At 44.7% G+C, this 20,016-nt stretch carries 19 protein-coding genes; 13 read left to right on the plus strand and 6 right to left on the minus strand.

Translation table 11 applies throughout. From position 1 onward, the window contains the following. Nucleotide 1: 1 nt before the first annotated feature. A complete protein-coding gene (locus ACDZ28_RS14765) occupies nt 2-319 on the plus strand; it encodes a pyrimidine/purine nucleoside phosphorylase (RefSeq protein WP_042124925.1) in 318 nt (105 codons plus the stop codon). Nucleotides 320-541: 222 nt separating this feature from the next. Next, the gene (locus ACDZ28_RS14770) at nt 542-2,059 is read left to right on the plus strand and encodes a M14 family zinc carboxypeptidase (RefSeq protein ID WP_375105057.1); all 1,518 of its coding nucleotides are present in this window, start codon (nt 542-544) and stop codon (nt 2,057-2,059) included. A gap of 210 nt (nt 2,060-2,269) precedes the next feature. Here ACDZ28_RS14770 and ACDZ28_RS14775 read toward each other — a convergent pair whose 3' ends face one another. Then, nucleotides 2,270-3,169: an NAD(P)-dependent oxidoreductase gene (locus ACDZ28_RS14775; RefSeq protein ID WP_076118093.1), complete on the minus strand. Its 900-nt coding sequence runs from the start codon at nt 3,167-3,169 to the stop codon at nt 2,270-2,272. Between the two features lie 234 nt (nt 3,170-3,403). Between ACDZ28_RS14775 and ACDZ28_RS14780 the strand changes: the two genes are divergently transcribed. The 3 genes from ACDZ28_RS14780 (at nt 3,404) to ACDZ28_RS14790 (ending at nt 6,109) form a co-directional block, all read left to right on the plus strand. Next, the gene (locus tag ACDZ28_RS14780; protein WP_042124930.1) at nt 3,404-4,759 is read left to right on the plus strand and encodes a glucose-6-phosphate isomerase; all 1,356 of its coding nucleotides are present in this window, start codon (nt 3,404-3,406) and stop codon (nt 4,757-4,759) included. 131 nt (nt 4,760-4,890) lie between these two features. Then, the gene (locus ACDZ28_RS14785) at nt 4,891-5,523 is read left to right on the plus strand and encodes a YigZ family protein (RefSeq protein WP_076118091.1); all 633 of its coding nucleotides are present in this window, start codon (nt 4,891-4,893) and stop codon (nt 5,521-5,523) included. 4 nt (nt 5,524-5,527) lie between these two features. Further along, a complete protein-coding gene (locus ACDZ28_RS14790; RefSeq protein ID WP_042124932.1) occupies nt 5,528-6,109 on the plus strand; it encodes a TetR/AcrR family transcriptional regulator in 582 nt (193 codons plus the stop codon). Nucleotides 6,110-6,252: 143 nt separating this feature from the next. On the opposite strand, the gene ACDZ28_RS14795 is transcribed toward ACDZ28_RS14790, so the two are convergent. Further along, entirely contained in the window at nt 6,253-6,654 is a 402-nt protein-coding gene (locus tag ACDZ28_RS14795) for a secondary thiamine-phosphate synthase enzyme YjbQ (RefSeq protein ID WP_076118089.1), read from the minus strand. 206 nt (nt 6,655-6,860) lie between these two features. Between ACDZ28_RS14795 and cysT the strand changes: the two genes are divergently transcribed. The 5 genes from cysT (at nt 6,861) to ACDZ28_RS14820 (ending at nt 11,822) form a co-directional block, all read left to right on the plus strand. Next, complete coding sequence (gene cysT, locus ACDZ28_RS14800; protein WP_042124936.1) at nt 6,861-7,676, plus strand: sulfate ABC transporter permease subunit CysT; 816 nt, start codon at nt 6,861-6,863, stop codon at nt 7,674-7,676. Further along, complete coding sequence (locus tag ACDZ28_RS14805; RefSeq protein ID WP_042124938.1) at nt 7,673-8,470, plus strand: sulfate ABC transporter permease subunit; 798 nt, start codon at nt 7,673-7,675, stop codon at nt 8,468-8,470. Before cysT ends, ACDZ28_RS14805 begins: the two co-directional genes overlap by 4 nt. 1 nt (nt 8,471) lies before the next feature. Next, complete coding sequence (locus ACDZ28_RS14810) at nt 8,472-9,536, plus strand: sulfate/molybdate ABC transporter ATP-binding protein (protein WP_042124940.1); 1,065 nt, start codon at nt 8,472-8,474, stop codon at nt 9,534-9,536. A 217-nt stretch (nt 9,537-9,753) separates the two neighbouring features. After that, nucleotides 9,754-10,821: a sulfate ABC transporter substrate-binding protein gene (locus tag ACDZ28_RS14815; protein WP_375105058.1), complete on the plus strand. Its 1,068-nt coding sequence runs from the start codon at nt 9,754-9,756 to the stop codon at nt 10,819-10,821. Nucleotides 10,822-11,030: 209 nt separating this feature from the next. Continuing rightward, nucleotides 11,031-11,822: an MBL fold metallo-hydrolase gene (locus tag ACDZ28_RS14820; RefSeq protein ID WP_375105059.1), complete on the plus strand. Its 792-nt coding sequence runs from the start codon at nt 11,031-11,033 to the stop codon at nt 11,820-11,822. 42 nt (nt 11,823-11,864) lie between these two features. Here the strand turns inward: ACDZ28_RS14820 and ACDZ28_RS14825 are convergent, their stop codons facing one another. Further along, nucleotides 11,865-13,076 carry a sugar efflux transporter gene (locus ACDZ28_RS14825; RefSeq protein ID WP_042124945.1) on the minus strand — a complete coding sequence of 404 codons (1,212 nt, stop codon included), beginning with the start codon at nt 13,074-13,076 and terminating at the stop codon, nt 11,865-11,867. Nucleotides 13,077-13,388: 312 nt separating this feature from the next. On the opposite strand from ACDZ28_RS14825, the gene ACDZ28_RS14830 reads away from it, so the two are divergent. Continuing rightward, nucleotides 13,389-13,958, plus strand: a complete 570-nt coding sequence (locus tag ACDZ28_RS14830) for a GNAT family N-acetyltransferase (RefSeq protein WP_375105355.1) — start codon at nt 13,389-13,391, stop codon at nt 13,956-13,958. A 57-nt stretch (nt 13,959-14,015) separates the two neighbouring features. Then, complete coding sequence (locus ACDZ28_RS14835; protein WP_375105060.1) at nt 14,016-15,776, plus strand: ABC transporter ATP-binding protein; 1,761 nt, start codon at nt 14,016-14,018, stop codon at nt 15,774-15,776. Nucleotides 15,777-16,139: 363 nt separating this feature from the next. Here ACDZ28_RS14835 and ACDZ28_RS14840 read toward each other — a convergent pair whose 3' ends face one another. Both ACDZ28_RS14840 and ACDZ28_RS14845 read right to left on the minus strand, forming a co-directional pair. After that, nucleotides 16,140-16,943, minus strand: coding sequence for a Cof-type HAD-IIB family hydrolase (locus ACDZ28_RS14840; protein ID WP_042124947.1), 804 nt, complete (start codon nt 16,941-16,943; stop codon nt 16,140-16,142). 12 nt (nt 16,944-16,955) lie between these two features. Next, nucleotides 16,956-17,888, minus strand: a complete 933-nt coding sequence (locus ACDZ28_RS14845) for a DMT family transporter (RefSeq protein ID WP_375105061.1) — start codon at nt 17,886-17,888, stop codon at nt 16,956-16,958. Nucleotides 17,889-18,132: 244 nt separating this feature from the next. On the opposite strand from ACDZ28_RS14845, the gene ACDZ28_RS14850 reads away from it, so the two are divergent. Further along, nucleotides 18,133-18,846, plus strand: coding sequence for a metal-dependent hydrolase (locus ACDZ28_RS14850; protein ID WP_042124949.1), 714 nt, complete (start codon nt 18,133-18,135; stop codon nt 18,844-18,846). Between the two features lie 84 nt (nt 18,847-18,930). On the opposite strand, the gene ACDZ28_RS14855 is transcribed toward ACDZ28_RS14850, so the two are convergent. Next, the gene (locus ACDZ28_RS14855; protein ID WP_339291262.1) at nt 18,931-19,932 is read right to left on the minus strand and encodes a lipoate--protein ligase; all 1,002 of its coding nucleotides are present in this window, start codon (nt 19,930-19,932) and stop codon (nt 18,931-18,933) included. Nucleotides 19,933-20,016: the final 84 nt, after the last annotated feature.

Genomic DNA, 20,016 nt, shown 5'->3' on the forward strand with positions numbered 1-20,016 from the left:
AATGAGTCAGTTTAACAACGCAACGATTGAAAAAGCAGCCAATGTATATTATGGCGGACAAGTAACCAGCCGTACGGTAATTTTACAGGATGGAACTAAGGTGACACTTGGCATCATGTTACCTGGTGTATATGAATTTGGTACGGATGGTCCTGAAATTATGGAGATTCTGTCCGGTGATCTTAAAGTGCTGCTACCCGGCAGCGAAGTATGGCAGGAGATTAAGGGAGCGGAGACGTTCAATGTTCCTGGAAACTCAAAATTTGCGTTGGAAGTATTCGGTGTAACTGATTATTGCTGTTCTTACCCAGTATTGTAATTCAAAGTATAGAAATGAAGAAGTATCCCGGTTGCCTCGGCAGCCGGGATACTTCTTTTTGTGTACCCAGGATAGAGCAAAAAATCAAAAGAAAATATGCAATTATTTAAAAAAGATTAATATAATTAATTTATTGACTAAAATATGACATTCTCATATACTTCCAATATCAATTTAGTAGACTGATATTTTTATCAGTAGACAGATATAGGAGATGACAACATGAGAAAGACAGATTTTCGCAAGGGAATACATAAGATTACACTATTGTTGCTCAGTTGTGTGCTGCTGGTAACTGTATTCGTAACAGCAGCGCCGGTTCAGGCAGCAACGAATATAGTGAATCCCAATCAAGTCTATTCTTATAACTTAATGAAAAGGGATATTGAGAGGTTAGTGCAGGAATACCCTGATCTGGTAATGTCCGAATCTTTAGGGCAGTCTCCTTATGGACGGGATTTGTGGGCGGTGAAGTTAGGCAGAGGAGAATCAGTGCTATTTCTTAACGGTTCGCATCATGCTAGAGAGTGGATGACAACTAGTTTATTGATGAAAATGCTCGATACGTATGCCCAGGCTTATAAAACTAATGGGAAAATAGGAGGCTATAACGTACGCAGTTTGCTTGATCAAGTCAGCATTTGGATCGTTCCGATGGTTAATCCGGATGGCGTTACTTTATCCCAACAGGGCACTGAAGGGCTTCCAGCCAATGTGGCCAAAACGCTGTTAAAATATAATGGGAACAGCACAAACTTTACTCGCTGGAAAGCAAATATGCAGGGAATTGACCTTAACCGTCAATATCCGGCTAACTGGAACACCATAAAGAATACGGCTTCAACTCCTTGGTATCAGAATTATAAAGGGAAGAAGCCAGCTGAAACCTCTGAAGTGCAGATGATGATGGAATTGACGGAAAGAATTGATCCGGAAGTAACAATTTCATATCACAGCTCTGGTGAAATCATATTTTGGAATTTTAATTCTCTCAGCAGCAATCTTAACCGCGATAAAACAATAGCTCGGACGCTTGGTAATCTGACAGGCTATTCTCTGGTAGCTCCGGAGAAGAATCCTTCCGGGGGTGGTTATAAAGATTGGTTCATTCAGAAGTATGGCCGTCCCGGGTTCACAATTGAAATTGCAAGTTATGTGGGGGAGACCAATGTTCCCTTAAAACAGTTTGATAAGATCTGGTCAGAGAATAAAGAGGTTGGGCTTTACTCTGCGCTACAATCCTATTCCTTATGGCTGAATAAGCAGAAGCCTCAATATCCTCAGCGATCCATGAGTTTGCTGTCGGGAACGGAACTTTATACTAAAATTGGAGCTTCAACAGGAGGTATCAATCTGCAGCCGCAAATGCTTCAAGTGATTGCGAAGAAGGGCGATTGGTATCAGGTTCAAGCAGCGGAAGGACTGGGATGGATTCATCCTTCTCCGGGAAAGCTTGTTATCGTCGAGGAAATATTTGCGAATGCTGAATTCCAGCAAAGTATACCTGCTTATAAGTACCCAGATACATACGCTCCTAAAGTGGTCTCTCTCAATCCGCAGTCTGTCCAGGTCAAGGGAAGATGGGGCACCTGGTTATTAGCCACTACCCCGAGCGGGAGCTGGTGGATTGATGGACGTAAGGCAAAGCTCGTTTGGCCGATAGAAGAGACAGTACAGGAACCGGCAAGTGACGCCGGAATAACCGGCGAAGAACAACCTGATTTTATAACTACTCCATAGTAGTACATACATATTTGCAGTAACAGTAAAGGGGTCTCAAGCCAAGTTCATTCTTGGCTTGAGACCCCTTCTAGAAATATAAGGATAAAATATAAGTTTCACACTATACTTTATCCTTATATTTCTCGCATAAACGCTTATCGTCCTGATAAGGACGCCGAAGCCGCTCTTGCTTGATAATCCTTTTTTTCGATATGAATCTTGTATTTATTACTGGTCTGCTTTACTGCCGATTTTCTGCCCGATCCATTCTTCATAGGATTTGACCACTGCGGACAGATCCTCATCAGCGAAGCCGTGGTTGAATCCTGCCTGAAACATGCTCTTAGCTACACCGAGCATAGGCGTAGGCACGCCAGTGGAGTCGCTTAGCGAGGAAGCCAGCTTAAGATCTTTCAGCATAAGACCAAGAGAGAACTGATTGCTGAAATCATTATCGATAATTTTCTGACCCTTCAGCTCGGCCTGCTTGCTGCCCGCAGAGCCATTCTTAACAAGCTCCAGGAATTTATCGGCAGGCACACCGGATTTGACAGCGATGGAGAAGCCTTCAGCTAGAGCGACATTGTGAATGCCAACCATTGCATTATGTGCCAGCTTCGCTGCAGCACCGCTACCGTTGTCGCCCATATGCAGGAGTAGCCGGCCCATAGTATCGAAGATATCGCGATGCTGTTCTATAACTTCAGCACTGCCTCCAACCATGAACACCAAGGTTCCGTCAATAGCTGCCGGTTTGCTACCAGTTACTGGTGCGTCTAGGAAATGTCCGCCGCGAGCTTCTACAGCAGTGGCGATTTCGTGAACTAGTCCTGGAGAAATGGTACTGGAATCAATAATCAAGCCGCCTGGCTTAAGCGCATCGAGAATCCCATTCTGACCATAAAACACTTCACGAACCGAATCATCATTACTGATCATGGTAATAATAACATCCTTACCTTCAGCGGCAGCACGTGGTGTAAGAGCAGTCTGAGCACCTTCTGCTTCAAGAGGTTTACATTTAGCTGCCGTACGGTTGTACACCGTCACCTGAAAGCCGCCGCGAAGCAAGTTGGAAGCCATTGGCGCTCCCATTGTTCCAAGTCCGATAAAACCGATTTGTTTCATTTGTATAGCCACCTTCCGTTTTCTTCATTCTATCACGGCACTTAGGCTAGCACCACAGCTCGGCCATGCCTATTGACGCGGGAAACGCTTCCATGAAACTTTCGAAAACTTGGTTCTAAAGCCCGGGATGTGCCCTAAGACCTTGCCAGTCAAGGCAAATTAAAGTATCCTAATTATAAAGTTGTAACAAGCGGTTTCAAATTTAAAGAGATAAACAGGAGGTTTCCATTACCGATGTCTAAGAAGATTAATTTTGACTACACCAAAGCCCTTTCTTTCTTCAACCAACAAGAAATTGACAACCTTGCCGCCCCAGTTAAGTTAGCACACGAACAGTTGCATAATAAGACTGGTGTAGGTTCCGACTATCTTGGATGGATTGATCTTCCATCAGCTTATGATAAGGAAGAATTCGCACGCATTCAGCAAGCTGCCAAGAAGATCCAGAGCGATTCCGAAGTACTGATTGTAATTGGTATTGGTGGTTCTTATCTGGGAGCACGCGCAGCGATTGAAGCGCTCTCGCATTCTTTTTACAATAACCTTTCTAAAGATAAGCGCAAAACTCCAGAAGTTTATTTCGCGGGTAACAACATCAGTTCTACATACATCACGCATTTGCTTGATCTAGTAGAAGGCAAAGACTTCTCCGTGAACGTAATCTCCAAATCCGGAACTACAACTGAGCCAGCTATTGCTTTCCGCATTTTCCGCGCAGCTCTGGAGAAGAAATATGGCAAGGAAGAAGCTCGCAAACGTATTTACGCTACTACAGACAAGGAAAAAGGTGCCCTTAAGAAATTGGCTACTGAAGAAGGTTATGAATCCTTCATCATTCCAGACGATGTAGGCGGACGTTACTCCGTATTGACACCTGTAGGCTTGCTTCCAATCGCTGTAGCAGGTATTAACATTGAAGAGATGATGCAAGGTGCTGCTGCCGCTGCGGATGAGTTCAATAATCCGGATGTAGCTACTAACCAAGCTTATCAATATGCTGCAGTTCGTAATGCTCTGTATCGTAAAGGTAAGACAACTGAAATTCTCGTTAACTATGAGCCTTCCCTACACTTTGTATCCGAGTGGTGGAAACAATTGTTTGGCGAGAGCGAAGGTAAGGATTTCAAAGGTATTTATCCTTCTTCCGTTGATTTCTCTACGGATCTACACTCCATGGGTCAATTTATCCAAGAAGGTAACCGTAATATCTTTGAAACGGTAATCCAAGTAGATCAAGTGGCTCATCATGTGACCATTGAGAACGATCCAGATGATCTGGATGGCTTGAACTTCTTAACAGGAAAGACTATGGATTTCGTAAATAAGAAGGCTTTCCAAGGTACAATGCTTGCGCATACAGATGGTCAAGTACCTAACCTTATCGTTACTATTCCTGATCAAACACCATACACATTTGGTTATTTGGTTTACTTCTTTGAAAAAGCTTGCGGCATCAGCGGTTACCTGCTCGGTGTTAATCCATTCGACCAACCAGGCGTGGAAGCATATAAGAAGAATATGTTCGCGCTGCTTGGCAAACCGGGTTACGAAAAAGAAAAGGCAGAGCTGGAAGCAAGACTTACAGAATAGTATTGCAGCAGTATTTTAGAGACCATTCATACTAGTGTAAGTCACCAGGAGCAGTCCATAGGTAATCCAATACCGGGACTGCTCCTGACATTATATGAAGACATCATATGTATATAAGGACTGGAATAATTATGTTAGAACAATATCGGACGGTGCGCTCTTCCGGCTCCAAGGAAGTCGTAATCCGCAAATCTCGCTTCATTGGTCATGTTATGCCGGTTGAGAATGAAGAAGAAGCAATGTTGTTTATCGAAGACATTAAGAAGAAACATCGGGACGCAACGCATAACTGTTCTGCTTATGTGATTGGGGAGAGAGACGAAATCCAGAGGCAGTCGGACGACGGGGAGCCGAGTGGAACAGCCGGCAAACCGATTTTGGAAGTAATTCGCAACCAGGGAGTTAAAAATGTCGCAATTGTTGTTACCCGTTATTTCGGAGGCATTATGCTGGGTGCCGGAGGGCTGATTAGAGCTTATACGGATGGAGCAGTGCTTGCGCTAGAAGCAGGAGAAGTGATCACCCGTGTGCTAAGACGAGAGGTATTCGTAGAAATTGAGTACACTTGGCTAGGCAAGGTTGAGAACGAACTTCGGGGAAGAGGTATTCAAACCGGCGAGACTTTGTTCACCGATAAAGTAACGTTGTTATGTTTACCGCGAAATGATGAGGGAGACGCATTTATGGCATGGATAACAGATCTAACCCAAGGGCAAGCCTTGGTAACGGAAGGGCGGCGGATTTACTACAGCGAAGGGGATTAGGTATATGGCAAGGAGAGCAGTGGAGCAGGAGTTGTCGAGGGAAAGAATATTAGAGGCCGCTAGGCATCTGTTTATTACCAAAGGGTATCGAGCGATTTCAATGCGAAGCATCGGTCAGCATTTGGGGTACAGCCACGGCTCTCTCTATTATCATTTCAAAGAGAAGGCGGAGTTGTTCTACGCCATTGTTGTCGAAGATTTTAATCATGTGGCTGCTTTACTGAGCCAAGTAATGAATAAGCCACCTGAAGAAGGCATGACTCGAGTAGAGCAGCTGATTATGGAGTTTATACGGTTTGGAATAGATCATCCTTATCAATATGAGATTATGTTCATGATTCGTGATGAAGAGCTACTGGCTTATTGTAGAGCAGAGCAGGGACGATGTTTTGATTTATTCTCAAGTATTGTACGCCGTCATATGAAGGAAGAGGGATATGTGTCCGAGGATTGGCAGAACGTGCCGCTAACCTTGTTCTTATCCGCTCACGGATTTATTTCTTATTATATCCAAGATAAAGTATCATTTGAGGATGTAAAAGAGGCAGCATCAGCTCATATCAAGGTTTTATGTCGCAGCCTTTAACATGCTGTTTTTTTTATAAGTTTATACTTTAAAGCTGTGCATTGGTATAACACTGCTTCTCTGCTTGGTCAAAGTAATATTTAATTCTAGTTATATTTTAATGGCCGCTCCGGGGCATAACGGAGCGGCCATTTGTATATTGTTTATCCCTCAATAATTTTTAAGAAACATTGTCTTCGTCTTGGTCCATCGAACTCACAAAAATAAATACCCTGCCAACGTCCGAGTAATACTTCACCATCATGGATAATTATACTTTGGGAAGGTCCTGTGGTAATAGATTTAAGGTGTGAAGCAGTATTGCCTTCAGCATGCCGATACTTCGGATGCTCCCAAGGGTAGACTTCATCCAAACGCATCAGAACATCATGCCTCACGTCAGGATCTGCATTCTCATTGATTGCAATTCCTGCGGTGGTATGTGGACAATAAACTACGATCACACCGCTTTGCACTCCGCTTTTTTTCACAAAAGAAATGACTTCACGAGTAATATCCCGTAATTCATCCCGTTTCGTTGTAGTAATCTCCAGTGTATGCAGCATAATCATTCCCCTTCCTGTGATGTGCCACTTTTTCCTATACTTTATTATATATATTTTACCCCAAATTCACTTGAAAGTAATTGACGGCAGCGAGAAGGATTTGGTAAAGTAGTAATATTATAAAACCAAGTATATAAATAGGAATAATTAATGAAGTTGTTGGTTAGTATACCGACCGGTTAGCCGGAGGTGGGAGGGCAAAATCATTGAATTCGCTGCTTAGACACAAAGGTTGGACTTGGGGTTTCCGAACGACAATTTTGCTCTATTTTGTAGTATTGATCGTGCTGCCTATACTTGGGGTCTATTACAACTCTTTTTCACTGGGTTTCGGTAATTTTGTGGAAAGCATAAGCGACCCGATTGCCTGGAAGTCGGTGCTGTTAACCTTAAAGCTGGCGATCATCGCTACTTTAATTAATGTCTTTTTAGGAACAATGATTGCTTGGGTTCTTATTCGTTATCATTTCATGGGTAAAGCATTGCTTAACAGTCTTGTGGATTTGCCATTTGCGCTGCCGACAGCAGTTGGTGGTTTGATGATTTTGCTCTTGCTCGGGCCTGGTAGTCTTATCGGCAAGGCTGCAGAAGCGCTTGGTTTTGAAATTGTTTTTCATCAGCCGGCAATTGTAATTGCTATGGTCTTCGTAACCTTTCCTTTCGTGATTCGAGCGGTTCAGCCCTTACTGGAGGAACTTGATCCTTCCGAGGAGGAAGCGGCTTATACAATGGGTGCCAAGGGAACTAGAGTCTTCTGGCATGTTATTCTCCCCTCTATGGCTCCTGGGATGATCAGCGGTGGAATGCTTGCCTTCTCGCGGGCACTTGCTGAATTCGGTGCTGTAGTCCTCGTAGCAGGCAATATTCCAGGTCGTACTCTCGTATCTTCTGTTTTTATTTTTGGTGAAGTTGAAAGTGATAATCCGGTTTCCGCAGCAGCGGTTTCTGTCATTCTCTTGACCTTATCTTTTCTCATTCTTTGGCTCATTAATATGCTGCAGATGAGGGGGAGACGCTCATGAGAAAATTGTGGATCGGACTCACTTACTTGGTGTTTTTCTTGCTAATAGCTGCACCCCTAGGAAAAATGGCTATAGGTGCTTTTAGTGAAGGATTCGGTGGTTTCTGGAATGCTCTGACTAGGCCTGAAGCGCTGCATGCGCTTATGATGACTGGGCTTGTTGTGATAGTAGTAACGTTATTAAATACTTTGTTCGGAATTATGATGGCTCTGTATCTTGTTCGGGCGAACTGGATAAATAGACGTCTAAAGGGCTTGCTTAACAGTATTGTTGATTTACCTTATGCTGTGTCCCCAGTTATTGGCGGGCTGATGATTGTCCTGTTGCTGGGTCCAGATAGTGCATTGGGTGCGATTTTTGAAGGGATTGGGCTGAAGATCGTCTATGCGATTCCCGGAATGATCATTGCCACCTTGTTCGTAACCTTTCCTTTAATGGTGCGTGAGGTGATGCCGGTGCTACAGGAGATTGGATCACAGCAGGAGGAAGCTGCTTCTACATTGGGCGCTCGTGGCTGGACTATTTTCTGGAAGGTGACTTGGCCTTCGATTCGTTGGGCGGTTGTGTATGGGGTCATCCTTACGGTGGCGCGTTCACTAGGAGAGTTCGGCGCGGTGCTCGTGGTCTCGGGTAACATTATGAACAAAACCCAGACGGCAACGACGCTAGTCTATCAGGATGTTGAGAATTTTAATGTAACGGCTGCTGGAGGAATAGCGCTAGTTCTGGCTGCATTTTCCGCAGGTCTACTGTTGTTGATGGAATGGACCAAGAGAAGAAAGGAAGTGCAGTAATATGCATGTTGAAGTGCGGGGATTAAATAAGCATTTTGGAGATTTTCATGCGGTCAAGGACGTCAATTTCACCATTACAAAAGGTCATCTGATCGGACTGCTTGGCCCGAGTGGTGGCGGTAAAACCTCAATTCTGCGTATGCTTGCCGGGCTGGAAACACCGGATAATGGCGAGATTATTTTTCATGGTCAGACAGTTAACAATCTTCCTCCTCAGGAGCGCGGGATCGGCTTCGTCTTTCAGAACTATGCATTATTTAAGCACATGACTGTTTTTGATAATATTGCGTTTGGATTAAAAGTTAAAAAGGCCAGCAAAACTGCGATTCGTGACCGTGTTATGGAACTGGTGGAGCTTACGGGGTTAAAAGGCTTCGAGAAGCGTTATCCGCATCAGCTATCTGGTGGACAACGTCAGCGTGTGGCTTTTGCTCGTGCGCTCGCACCTGAGCCACAGCTACTGCTCTTAGATGAGCCGTTCGCAGCTATCGATGCGAAGATCCGTCAGGAGCTGCGTGCTTGGCTACGTGAGCTGATTGAGCGTGTAGGTATCACCTCGATCTTTGTAACGCATGACCAAGACGAAGCGATAGAAGTAGCAGATGAGATTATGATCATCAACCAAGGACAGTTGGAACAAAAGGGTACACCTTGGGATATTTATAAGGAGCCTAAAACACCATTTGTGGCAACTTTTATCGGGGAGTCGACACTGATTGAAGATGCTTCTGAGGTGAAGGGCTTTAAAGGCGCTGGAGACGGTAAACCTACCAAGGCACTTATTCGTCCTGAGTATATTGAAGTGGGTAACCTGCATGAGTTCAAGATGGCTTCAGCTACGGAAAAAGGGGTCGTAAAGCATTTGCATTTCCGTGGAAGTGAATGGCTTGTTGAGGTTGAAGTTAATGGTCATAAGCTGGTCACTTACCGTTCCTTGGAGAAAGAAACATTACAGCCGGGGCAGGACATCTCAGTCCTAGTGCACCGGGCTTACCTGTTTAATGATGAGCGAAGCTGGATCCAGGAGAACAACCTGAAAGAAGATCCGATGCCTATTTTTATTTAAAAATAAATAAAATGATTTTCAATTTTTTTGAAAGTAGCGAATGTGATGAGCTAGGTTTAGAGTAACTGAAGTATTGGTATAGAGTAATGGAGTGGAAGTCCAAACATTCCGCGTAATTACGGCAAATACCGAACGTTGGTTACTAGAACTTGGCTTAATCATTGGAGCTACTTTTAAAGAGACTTTAAAATCATTATCTCGAAGGATGTGGGCCGCAATGAATTTCATAAGGAGCAGACAACTGCACGGATGTTTTGCTGCCCTAATGCTGGCCATACTCACGCTGGCGGCAGTCGGTTGCGGGAATGAGAAGGCGGTTACGACGATGGCAGATCCCTCTAAGCCAGGGGATGTCACGTTGGTCGTTGGCGCATACAGTGTGGCTAAGGATGCGATGAAAGATATTTTACCGTTATTTGCAGCACAGTGGAAAGCGGATACTGGTCAGGAGATTAGTTTTCAGCAGTCTTATGAAGCTTCCGGAACACAGGCACGTGCAATTGTGGGTGGATTCGAAGCGGATGTTACACTGCTAGCCATGGAAGGTGATGTCGAGAAGCTGGTTAAGGCTGGACTCGTAGCGCCAACGTGGAAAGAGCAGGGTGAACAAGGCATGGTGACACGTTCGGTAGTCGCACTTGGTACCCGTGAGGGAAACCCCAAAGGAATTTATGATTTTGCGGACTTAGCCAAGCCAGGGGTTAAAGTGTTATACCCAAATCCCAAAACATCCGGTGGTGCGCAGTGGGATATCAACGCGATCTATGGGGCTGGTCTGAAGCTGTCAGAGGAGCAAGAGGGGGTTAAGGATCCGGCAGCAGCCAAAGCTTTTTTGGAAAGTGTACATGCCAATGTGGAATCTCTGGATAAGAGCGGACGTGCGTCAATGGCTGCCTTCGAGTATGGAGTGGGTGATGTCATTGTCACCTATGAGAATGAACTGCTGGCCCGGATTGCTCAGGGAGTTAAATATGAAGTCATTATTCCTAAAAATACAATTCTGATTGAGAACCCGGCAGCTGTCGTAGAGAAGTATGCGGATGAGCATGGGACTCGCGCGGCGGCAGAAGCATTAGTTGATTTCTTGATAACCCCTCAGGCACAAGAAATCTTCGCAAAGTATGGTTTTCGCCCCGTAGATAAACAGGTCTATGCAGAGAACAAAAGCCGCTACCCCGATCCAGCGGGCCTCTTCGATATTAATTATTTAGGCGGCTGGGATGAGGTGCGAAGCACGCTTTATTCCAAGCGGGGAATTTGGTATCAGGTACTTGCAGGAATATAGGTAGAGGTGTAAAAATAGAGTCATCCTAGCAGGGCTACTGCTTAAGGGATGACTTTTTTGACGAAAGTATATATTTGGGGCCCCCGCAAAGTACCTGGGTACGCATCGAAGCAAAGCTTCACTTTGTGGGGATATTTTGGTGAGCATCTTTAAGATAGACATATAATAATTTAAGACTACCTTGATGGGAACTGAAGGAGAGATGGGCTATGGATACGTTGGTGTTTTTGGGTACTGGGGATGCCATGGGTGTTCCTCGGGTATATTGCAGCTGCGAGACCTGCACAGAAGCAAGGGAACAGGGAAGCAATATAAGGCTGCGTTCCTCTGTACTTATAGATAATGGCAGTGACTTTCTAGTGATTGATTGCGGGCCAGACTGGCGACGTCAGATGGAGGCGCAGGGAGTACGGAATATGCGAAGACTGCTGGTGACTCACGCTCATTTTGATCATATTGGCGGGCTGCCGGAATGGGCCGATGCTTGTCGATGGACGGGCATTAAGGGTGAACTTTATACTCCAGCAGAAGTCATTCCCATTATCGAGCGGCAATACCCTTGGCTGCGAAATCACATCGAGATGATTCCCTGTGATGAAGGTATAGAGCTGGACGGCTGGAAGATAGATACCTGGAAAGTGAACCATGGGAAGAATGGATACTCGTACGCCTTTCGGCTAGAGAAGGAGGACTACACATGGGTGTATTGTCCTGATTCCATATCTCTTGGGGCTGAGGAGACACGTCTGATGCATGGAGCCGACCTGCTGGTCCTTGGTACAAGCTTCTATTACGAAGCGGCAGAGCTATCCACTCGTTCTGTGTACGATATGACGGAGGCGGCGGAGCTGCTGCAAATCGTTAAGCCTACAAAGGCAGTATATACTCATATGTCGCATGATGTGGATATGAGACAGTCATATATTTTGCCGGAGAATGTTACACTGGCACAGACAGGTACGAAAATTCCACTACACAAAAAGCCCTTCTCTTCACATTAGAAGAGAAGGGCTTACAGGACAAAGATAGAGCCAATAAACAGGTTAAACGGTTAATTTATCTGATTCATGTACAGGTTGACGTCCGCTTACCGCAAGCATGATTAAGGCAATAGTGATGAGTACAAAACAGAGTACGAATGAATACCGGTAACCTACAAGAGTGGCTAATCCCCCGCCAACAAGACTGCCAATCAATCTGCCGATCGTGGATGAATTAGAGTACAGTGTAGATGCATACCCAGGCATGCTTGGAAGCAGATCCTGGATGTAGCTAATGCCAATCGCTGAAATAACAGCAACGAAAACGGCGAGTAGAACTTGGGCTGCAAGCATCTGCCACATCGCGCCAGAGAGAATGACAACGAGATAATAAGCGCCGCCTAGAATCGCCCCACACATCATCAAGGATCGATTACTGTACTTTGCACTGAGTAGACCTAGCATAATCATAAATGGAATTTCCAGCGCAGCACATATACTGCTGACTAGACCGACATCGCTTGTCGTTCCCCCTAGATTGTTTGTAATAAAGAGGGCTGTATTAATGCTACTTGTCCAGTGCGCTACATACATGAGTATCAGAATCAGAAAAGGCAGCAGAATATTACGGTTCTGAACGAGCCGGAAGCTTTTTACTTTTACTTCAGCCTTGTTGCTGCTCAGCTCTGTATTTGATTTGAGAAATAAGAAAACGAGTAAGGCAACAAGCAGGAAAACTCCGATTGTACCCGAGAAAATCCCCTTAAACCCAACAGCAGCGATTAGCAGGGTGCCGATTAAAGGGCCTGTAATAAAGCCGAGAGAGAAAGCAGAGCGCAAGGTAGAATTCGCAAACGCTGTATCCGTAAAATCACTCTTATTCACTGCTTCTCTAGCAATGGCGAACAGTTGAGGCATCCCTGGTGCACCGAGAGCGGTGAACACAATCATGTAGATGAACAAGATCGTAAAATCCTGAATGAGCAAGTACCCGCCAAAAGCCAGTGCATTACAGAGCGTGGCAACAAGATAAATATGTTTTCGATTCAAGCCGAGATCAGAGCGTCTCCCGATAAGCGTACTAATCCATATGCCGGCAACTAATGTGGTAGCTAGAAAAATACCAAACATCCCGACAGATACGCCAAGCTGTTCCGTGAAATAAATGGATAAGAAGGGTGTGCTGAGTGAAATCCCCATTCCCTGCAGTAGCATACACAAAAAGAGTAAGGCATAAGAGGGAATAGAAAATAGTGCAGTAAGTCTTTTGATCATGTTGTGAAGTTACTCCTCTATTTTTGTTAAGATAGTCAAACTGGTTATAGTATACATGAAAAAGACAACAACAATATATATGCGATTTAACTAGAAACCTCAATGATTTGGTTTAAGGTGTGACTTTTCTATGATACAAGGGGGACATCATTCGGGCAAATTCAGCCGTTTGCTGTCCCTTTTGTGATATCTATTGCATTCAGTATTCAGAAGCATGTTTATACTTTATAATCAGAAAGTATTACCGTCTTATATTTACAGATATAGAATAATTATCAACAATGGAAAGGGGAGTTCCAAGTGGCTAATCCTATGGATCCGATCCTGATTGAATTTCCTGAGAGCTTTGAGACCGAGCGTCTGCTTATTCGTGCCCCTTTGTGGGGGGATGGCGTTAGTATGAATGTGGCTATAGGTGAAAGTTTAGAGGAATTGAAACCTTGGATGCCTTTTGCTCAAACGAGTCCGACTTTGGATGAATCGGAGAGATTCACACGTGAGGCTAGGCTGGATTTTTTAAAACGTAATCAGCTGCATATGCGCATTTTTAATAAGGCTACGGGTAGTTTTATCGGTTGCAGTGGCCTGCATCGTATAAACTGGGAACTGCGAAATTTTGAAATTGGTTATTGGATTCGAAGCTCCTGCGCGGGCAAAGGTTATATGACTGAAGCGGTGAACGGAATCACCGATTTTGCTATCAGGGAATTAGAAGCTAATCGCATCGAGATTCGGTGTAGTGCACGAAATATCAAAAGTGCTGCAGTTGCTGAGCGTGCAGGGTATACACTGGAGGGTATTTTACGGAGAGAGCGCCTTGGGCTAGATGGGGAAATACATGACAGCAAGCTGTTTGCGAAGGTTAGAGGCGTGGAATTTTAGGGGGAGAGGGCTGATTTTTTGAAGCAAAAGGGTGTTTTTTCAAGATTAAGTACATACATGTTAAGGCATAAGCTCTTATATACGGTTTTATTATTTACGACTTTATTTGGGATTGTTTTGGATCTAACGATTGCTTGGCTGCTCTCAGTGATTACAGATGCTGCGGTTAGACTCGATGTCAAAGCTTTTAAAGGGCTGGTTATATTCGGTTTAATCTACTTATTAGTGAGTGCAATTAACGGTTTCATCGATCGGTATCTCAAAAATAAAATCTCTGCCAAGATCAGAAATGAGCTGCGGCTGGATATGATGCGGCATTCCTTAGCACTTCCTCAGTCTTATTTTGACCGTAATCATTCCGGGGATTTATTGTCCCGCTTTACTAATGATAATCAATCTGTGGGTAATGCTACCGGCGAGGTAATGATTGATCTGATCCGTAACCCTTTGCTTGCTCTCGCGGCTTTTGGTTATTTGCTCTATATTAACTGGCTACTGGCTCTGATCTGTTTTGCAATGGGGCCCTTGATGTTCCTTACGGGAAAAATCTTCGGTTCAGCGATGCGTGAGAACAGTGTGAGGATTCAGAATCATATGAGCAAGATTACTTCTTTTTTGCATGACATTCTAGGTAGTAGTATGGTGTTTAAATCTTTTTCCATCGAGCGCAGACTAATGAAGCAGTATCAGGAACATAGTGAAAATATTACTTCCGAAGAGTTGAAGAGGGGAAGAATTGAGGGAGCTACCGGCTCATTCTCGTCGTTTTTAGGAAACTTCACGTTTCTTCTTGCGCTGGTCGTGGCTGGTTATTTTGTGGCCAAAGGATCCCTTGAGGTCGGTGCGATGATTGCCTTCATACAGCTCATGAATTATCTAGTCATGCCGTTCTCGGCATTACCAGGACTGATCAATTCGATGCAGCAATCACTTGGGGCGGCGGGACGAATCTTTGAAGTGTTGGATAGCCCTGTAGAAGTGAAGGCTCTACCCGAAGCAGTGACGAAGCAGCCTGAATTTGAGCGTATGGTCATGTCCTCGGTATCCTTCTCTTATCCGGGAGCAGAGAAACACAGCTTGAACAAGATCAGCTTAGAGCTTCACAAAGGGGCTCAAATGGCGATTGTGGGACCGAGTGGTGGAGGGAAATCTACGCTTTTTAAAGTATTGCTTGGGTTATATGAACCTGATGAGGGTGAAGTACTTATAAATAATGAGAAGATAAGTGAAATGAGTCTTGCTAAGCTTAGGAGTCACTTTGCTTATGTGCCGCAAGAGTCCGGGCTGTATACGGGAAGTATCCGTGATAATATTCGGAATGGAAATCCGGATGCAGGTGAGCAAGAAATTCTGGAAGCTTTGCGACAAGCAAATGCTTATGATTTTGTAATGGAGTTGCCGGAGGGCCTCGATACAGATATCGGTGAGGAAGGTTCACGCCTGTCCGGTGGACAACGTCAGCGGCTATCGATTGCAAGAGCGATTCTTAGGAACTCTCCAATTTTGCTACTAGATGAAGCTACTGCAGCGCTTGATAATGAATCGGAGAAGCTGGTGCAGCAGGCGATTCGTAAACTAATGGGAGACAAAACCACACTTGTTATCGCCCACCGTCTATCTACGATTCAGAATGCCGATATCATTCTAGTGATGGAGAACGGTGAAATTGTGGAGAGCGGTACCCACGAAGAGTTGCTTGCGGCGGAAGGAAGATATCATGGCTTGTACTATTCACAGCTGGAAGAGGAAGAAGCTGGCGAGAGCGGGCATGAGGTAATGGAGTTTGCATCTACAGGAGTTCCAAGCTTACTGAAATAACAAAAGGGTGCTGCAACGTCAGATATCATGACGTTACAGCACCCTTTTTTAAGAATGTGAGTTTATATAGATTGAACTTTAACTCTATATAAGTTGAACTTTAAAACATTCTAAAAAGGGAAAAGCGACGGAGGGGAAGTTTGGAACTGTAGGAGCAATAGCGATCGCCTGAAAGCTTTCCAAAGGAAAGCTCGCATCGGAAGCATAAGCTGTCACCGGATTTCAACCGTGAAACACGGTATATAATCAAAGAAATCTGGTGACAACAGCGGCCGGAAGTCCAAAAATTCCCCGCAGTCACGCACTTACCTTAATAGAAAAATCTTAAGTTTAACGTATATAAAACTATTAAGTTCAGCCGATTTAGTTCACTTTATTGAGAATGAATTTATCAATCGCGTATTTTACGCCATCTTCATTGTTGCTTAGGGTCACGAAATCAGCAATTTCCTTCAGCGCAGGAATAGCGTTAGCCATAGCAACACCAAGCCCTGCAGCCTCCAGCATTTCATGATCGTTCCAAGAGTCACCCATAGCCATAGTCTCGGAGAGATCACAACCAAAATGATTGGCTAGGAATTCAAGCGCAATTCCCTTGGTTCCTTCATGATGCATGATTTCTAGGAATTGTGGTTTGGATTTGGTAATATGCACGGAATCGCCGAGCAATTCACGTAGAATTGGAGCCAGCTCATCCAAGAATGCAGGATCATCGATAATCAGCATTTTTGGTGTTTTTTGCGGGACAAGCTTCTCCCAATCTGGTTCAATATAATATGGTGTTTTGTTCAGGTCTGTATAATCTTTAATCTTCTGGTTGTCTTCACGGGCATACAGCTTGTCGTCAATGTAAGTTTGCAAATGCAGATTATGCTCCACGCAGTAAGTGAACAGCTTGTGTACCGCATCTTGTGGCACGTAACGCTCATATAGTACCTTTTCATCGAGCAAGTTCTTAACGAGTGCGCCTTGGTAAGTGATGATTGGCACGTTAAGTCCAGTTTGACGGGCAATGGCTTGTGCAGAAGCATAAGCTCGGCCAGTAGCAAGGGTTACAACAACGCCAGCGGCTACAGCCTCTTCAAGCGCAGTCTGTGTAGCGGGAGTTACTTCCTTGTCATCGTTAATTAGAGTGTCATCAATATCAATTGCGATCAATTTGTACATTTGTCTCTCTCCTTATCTCTTTCTAAATAAATGTAATTTGGAAAAATAATTCTTCTTATGTTGATTCTGACCCGGTTCCGGACTCAGCTCTGCCATAAGCATAGCTCCCAGAATACAACCACAACCGAGCAGAGCGGACATACCAAGCGTTTCTCCGCCAAAGGCTAAGCCTGTCAGCACAGCGAATACAGGTTCTGTGGCATAAATAATGGCTACCCGGGAAGGCGTAGTGTATTTCTGGCAGGCGGTTTGAATCCAGAAAGCAAAAGCGCTGGTAGGGCCAATAGAGATTAAAAGTGCCCAGAGAACGTCTGGGTCTTTGATAAGCTCTGCGCTATGTGCCAGCGGTGCAGCTCCTTCAAAGATAAACGAAGCGACAATGCTGAACAGTCCAACGAAGGCGAGCTGCAAGGTTGCCAGCGGCAAAGCCGGATAATGAGGTGCATAAACGCCAGTATATGCGACTTGTAGCGCAAAAGCTATGGCGCATAGCAGGATAAGAGCATCACCTTTATTCAGGGACAAAGCAGAGCCTGTGAAGGTCAGCAGGTAAAGACCTACTGCGGCAAGCGCCGCGCTGAACCAAGTGTAACGTGAAATGGCATGCTTTAGTAGCGCCAGAGAGAGAAACGGAACCAATACGACCGATAGACCGGTAATAAACCCGGTATTGGAGGTGGTTGTATATAGAAGTCCCATGGTCTGGAAGCCATAGCCCATAAACAAAAAAAGGCCTAGCAGCAGAGAATCGCGTACCATGCGGAAGCTTAACTGCTTCCACTCCTTGCGGTAAAAAATAAAAGTGATTAGAGCCAGCAACAGGGCAGCACCTGTAAAGCGGATGCTGTTAAACGCGAGTGGAGGGAGCACTTTGACAGCATTTTGAACAATCAGAAAGGTGCATCCCCACATCATCGCCACAAGTAGCAGGCTGAAATCGGCCATACGGGAACGCTTCACTTCTAAGGTCATCCTCTCTTCGGCAAATGCCGTCCTTGTAAGAACGACAAGGTCAAGTTGTCCAAATTGTATCTTATATTCATGGGGAGGACAAGATAGGAATCGCTCAAAGGCTTATATTTAAAGGGATTTAAGGGATTAGGCTAGACAAAAAAACAGGGTCTTGATATACTTCGATAACCGCACATTTGTTCTTGTTTTTCGCATCTTAGAAAGGAGCGGTTTCACCATGATGGGCAGATCCCATTTAATAATCAGCACTGGGGTTACCCTATCTGTAATGAGTTTGATGTCACACGAGATTACGATTCCAGTTATTGCGGTCGCAGCGTTAAGCTCTTTGCTGCCTGATATCGATGAACCGAATTCGCTGCTCGTGCGCAAGGCGATTCCAGAGTTTCTATTGAGAGCGCTGCAAATTGCTTTGATAGGCGCGGCAATATATCTCTATTTTGCCGGAATCGTGGAACGCCCTTGGAATATTGTGCTGGCATTGCTTGTAGGTAGTGTATCATTCCTTCCAAGCCGAAAGCTGCGCCATTTGGTCATGATTTTAATCGCCATAGCACTCTTTGCCTTCGGGGAAGCCTATGATCCATGGAACTACATTGCAGCGTGCGTGCTCGTCGTTTCATCGATTGTCCCGCACCGTGGCCTGACACATACCTTGTATGGTGTTGCGGGCTGGAGCGCCTTATTGTATTTCGCCTCAGCCGGTATAAATGACGGTGGCAGTCTATGGATAGCTGGCGGTATGTCGTATGCACTTCATCTACTGGCAGACTCCCTTACTCAAAGAGGAATTACACCATTGCCGCCAATCCCCTTTAAGCTGCGTCTCAAGCTAATGAGTACAGGCACGAAAAAAGGTGGAGCCGTAGAGAACATCTGCATCATGCTGACTCTAGCGTTCGTTGTCTATGTATTTATACTTTCTCCTTGAACTAAAATGAATATGAAAGAGGGGCTTGTCTATTCTTTACGCAAATTGCGCAGAGGATAAGCAGGCCCCTTTATTTTTGTATAACTATTCCTCTAAGAAAACCAGTCCGATAAAGTCCTCCGGTTCAATACGTCCGAAATAATGCTTCAGATCTAGATGAGCTAATGCTTCTCTAACTTCAGCCTCGTCATAACGTTTGCCACGAAGGGCATTTTCAACATCGACTACGTCACCAACCCCAAAGAAGTCACCGTAGATTTTGATGTCCTTAATGAGGGAATCTTCAATATCCATACGAATATCAATAATTCCAGCAGGGAATTTGCGTGTGTGTTTGACGTTGCTTTTTGGTGACAGACCGTAGTTCCAATCCCAGTTCTGATAGTGCTCTTTGGAGATTTCGTGGATTTTGACCCAGTCTGCTTCCTGAAGTTTGTACTGAGGGACCTCGGATGGCTCCATGCCAAAGATCGAACGCAGCAAGCCGGAGCGGAACTCTTCAATGGTCATATCTGTACCTAGCAGCTCTTTGATGTTGGCTACGCGACTGCGTACGGATTTGGTGCTTTTGGATTTGAATTTCTCTGGATTTACTTTCAGTGAGGCTTGTACATTATCCAAATTGAGATCGAACATCAATGTGCCATGGCTGAACATGCGTCCACGTGTGGAGAATTGAGCGTTTCCGGAAATTTTTTGTTCGCCGACTTGAAGGTCATTCCGGCCACTAAGCTCAGCGTTTACACCCATACTTTGCAAGTAGTCGATCACCGGCTGGGTGAATTTCAGAAAGTTATGGAAGGATTGGCCGTCGTCCTTGGTAATGAAGCTGAAGTTTAAGTTTCCGAGATCGTGATAGACAGCTCCACCGCCGGACAAACGACGCACAACCTTAATATCATTTTCTTTAACATATTCCTGATTGATTTCTTCAATCGTATTCTGGTGTTTACCGATGATGATAGATGGGCTGTTAATATAAAAAAGCAGGTAACTCTCGTCCATCGGCAAGTGTTTCAGCGCATATTCCTCAATCGCCAAATTGATGGATGCGTCAGTAATCCCTGTGTTATCAATAAAAAGCATAGTGAATTCCTCCGTTGCAGCAAAATTGATTACAGTTCTCATTTTAAACTAAAAGCGGTTTTTTAACAAAAGAGATAGCTTCGT

Source organism: Paenibacillus sp. RS8 (assembly GCF_041956825.1).
GTDB lineage: Bacteria > Bacillota > Bacilli > Paenibacillales > Paenibacillaceae > Paenibacillus_AQ.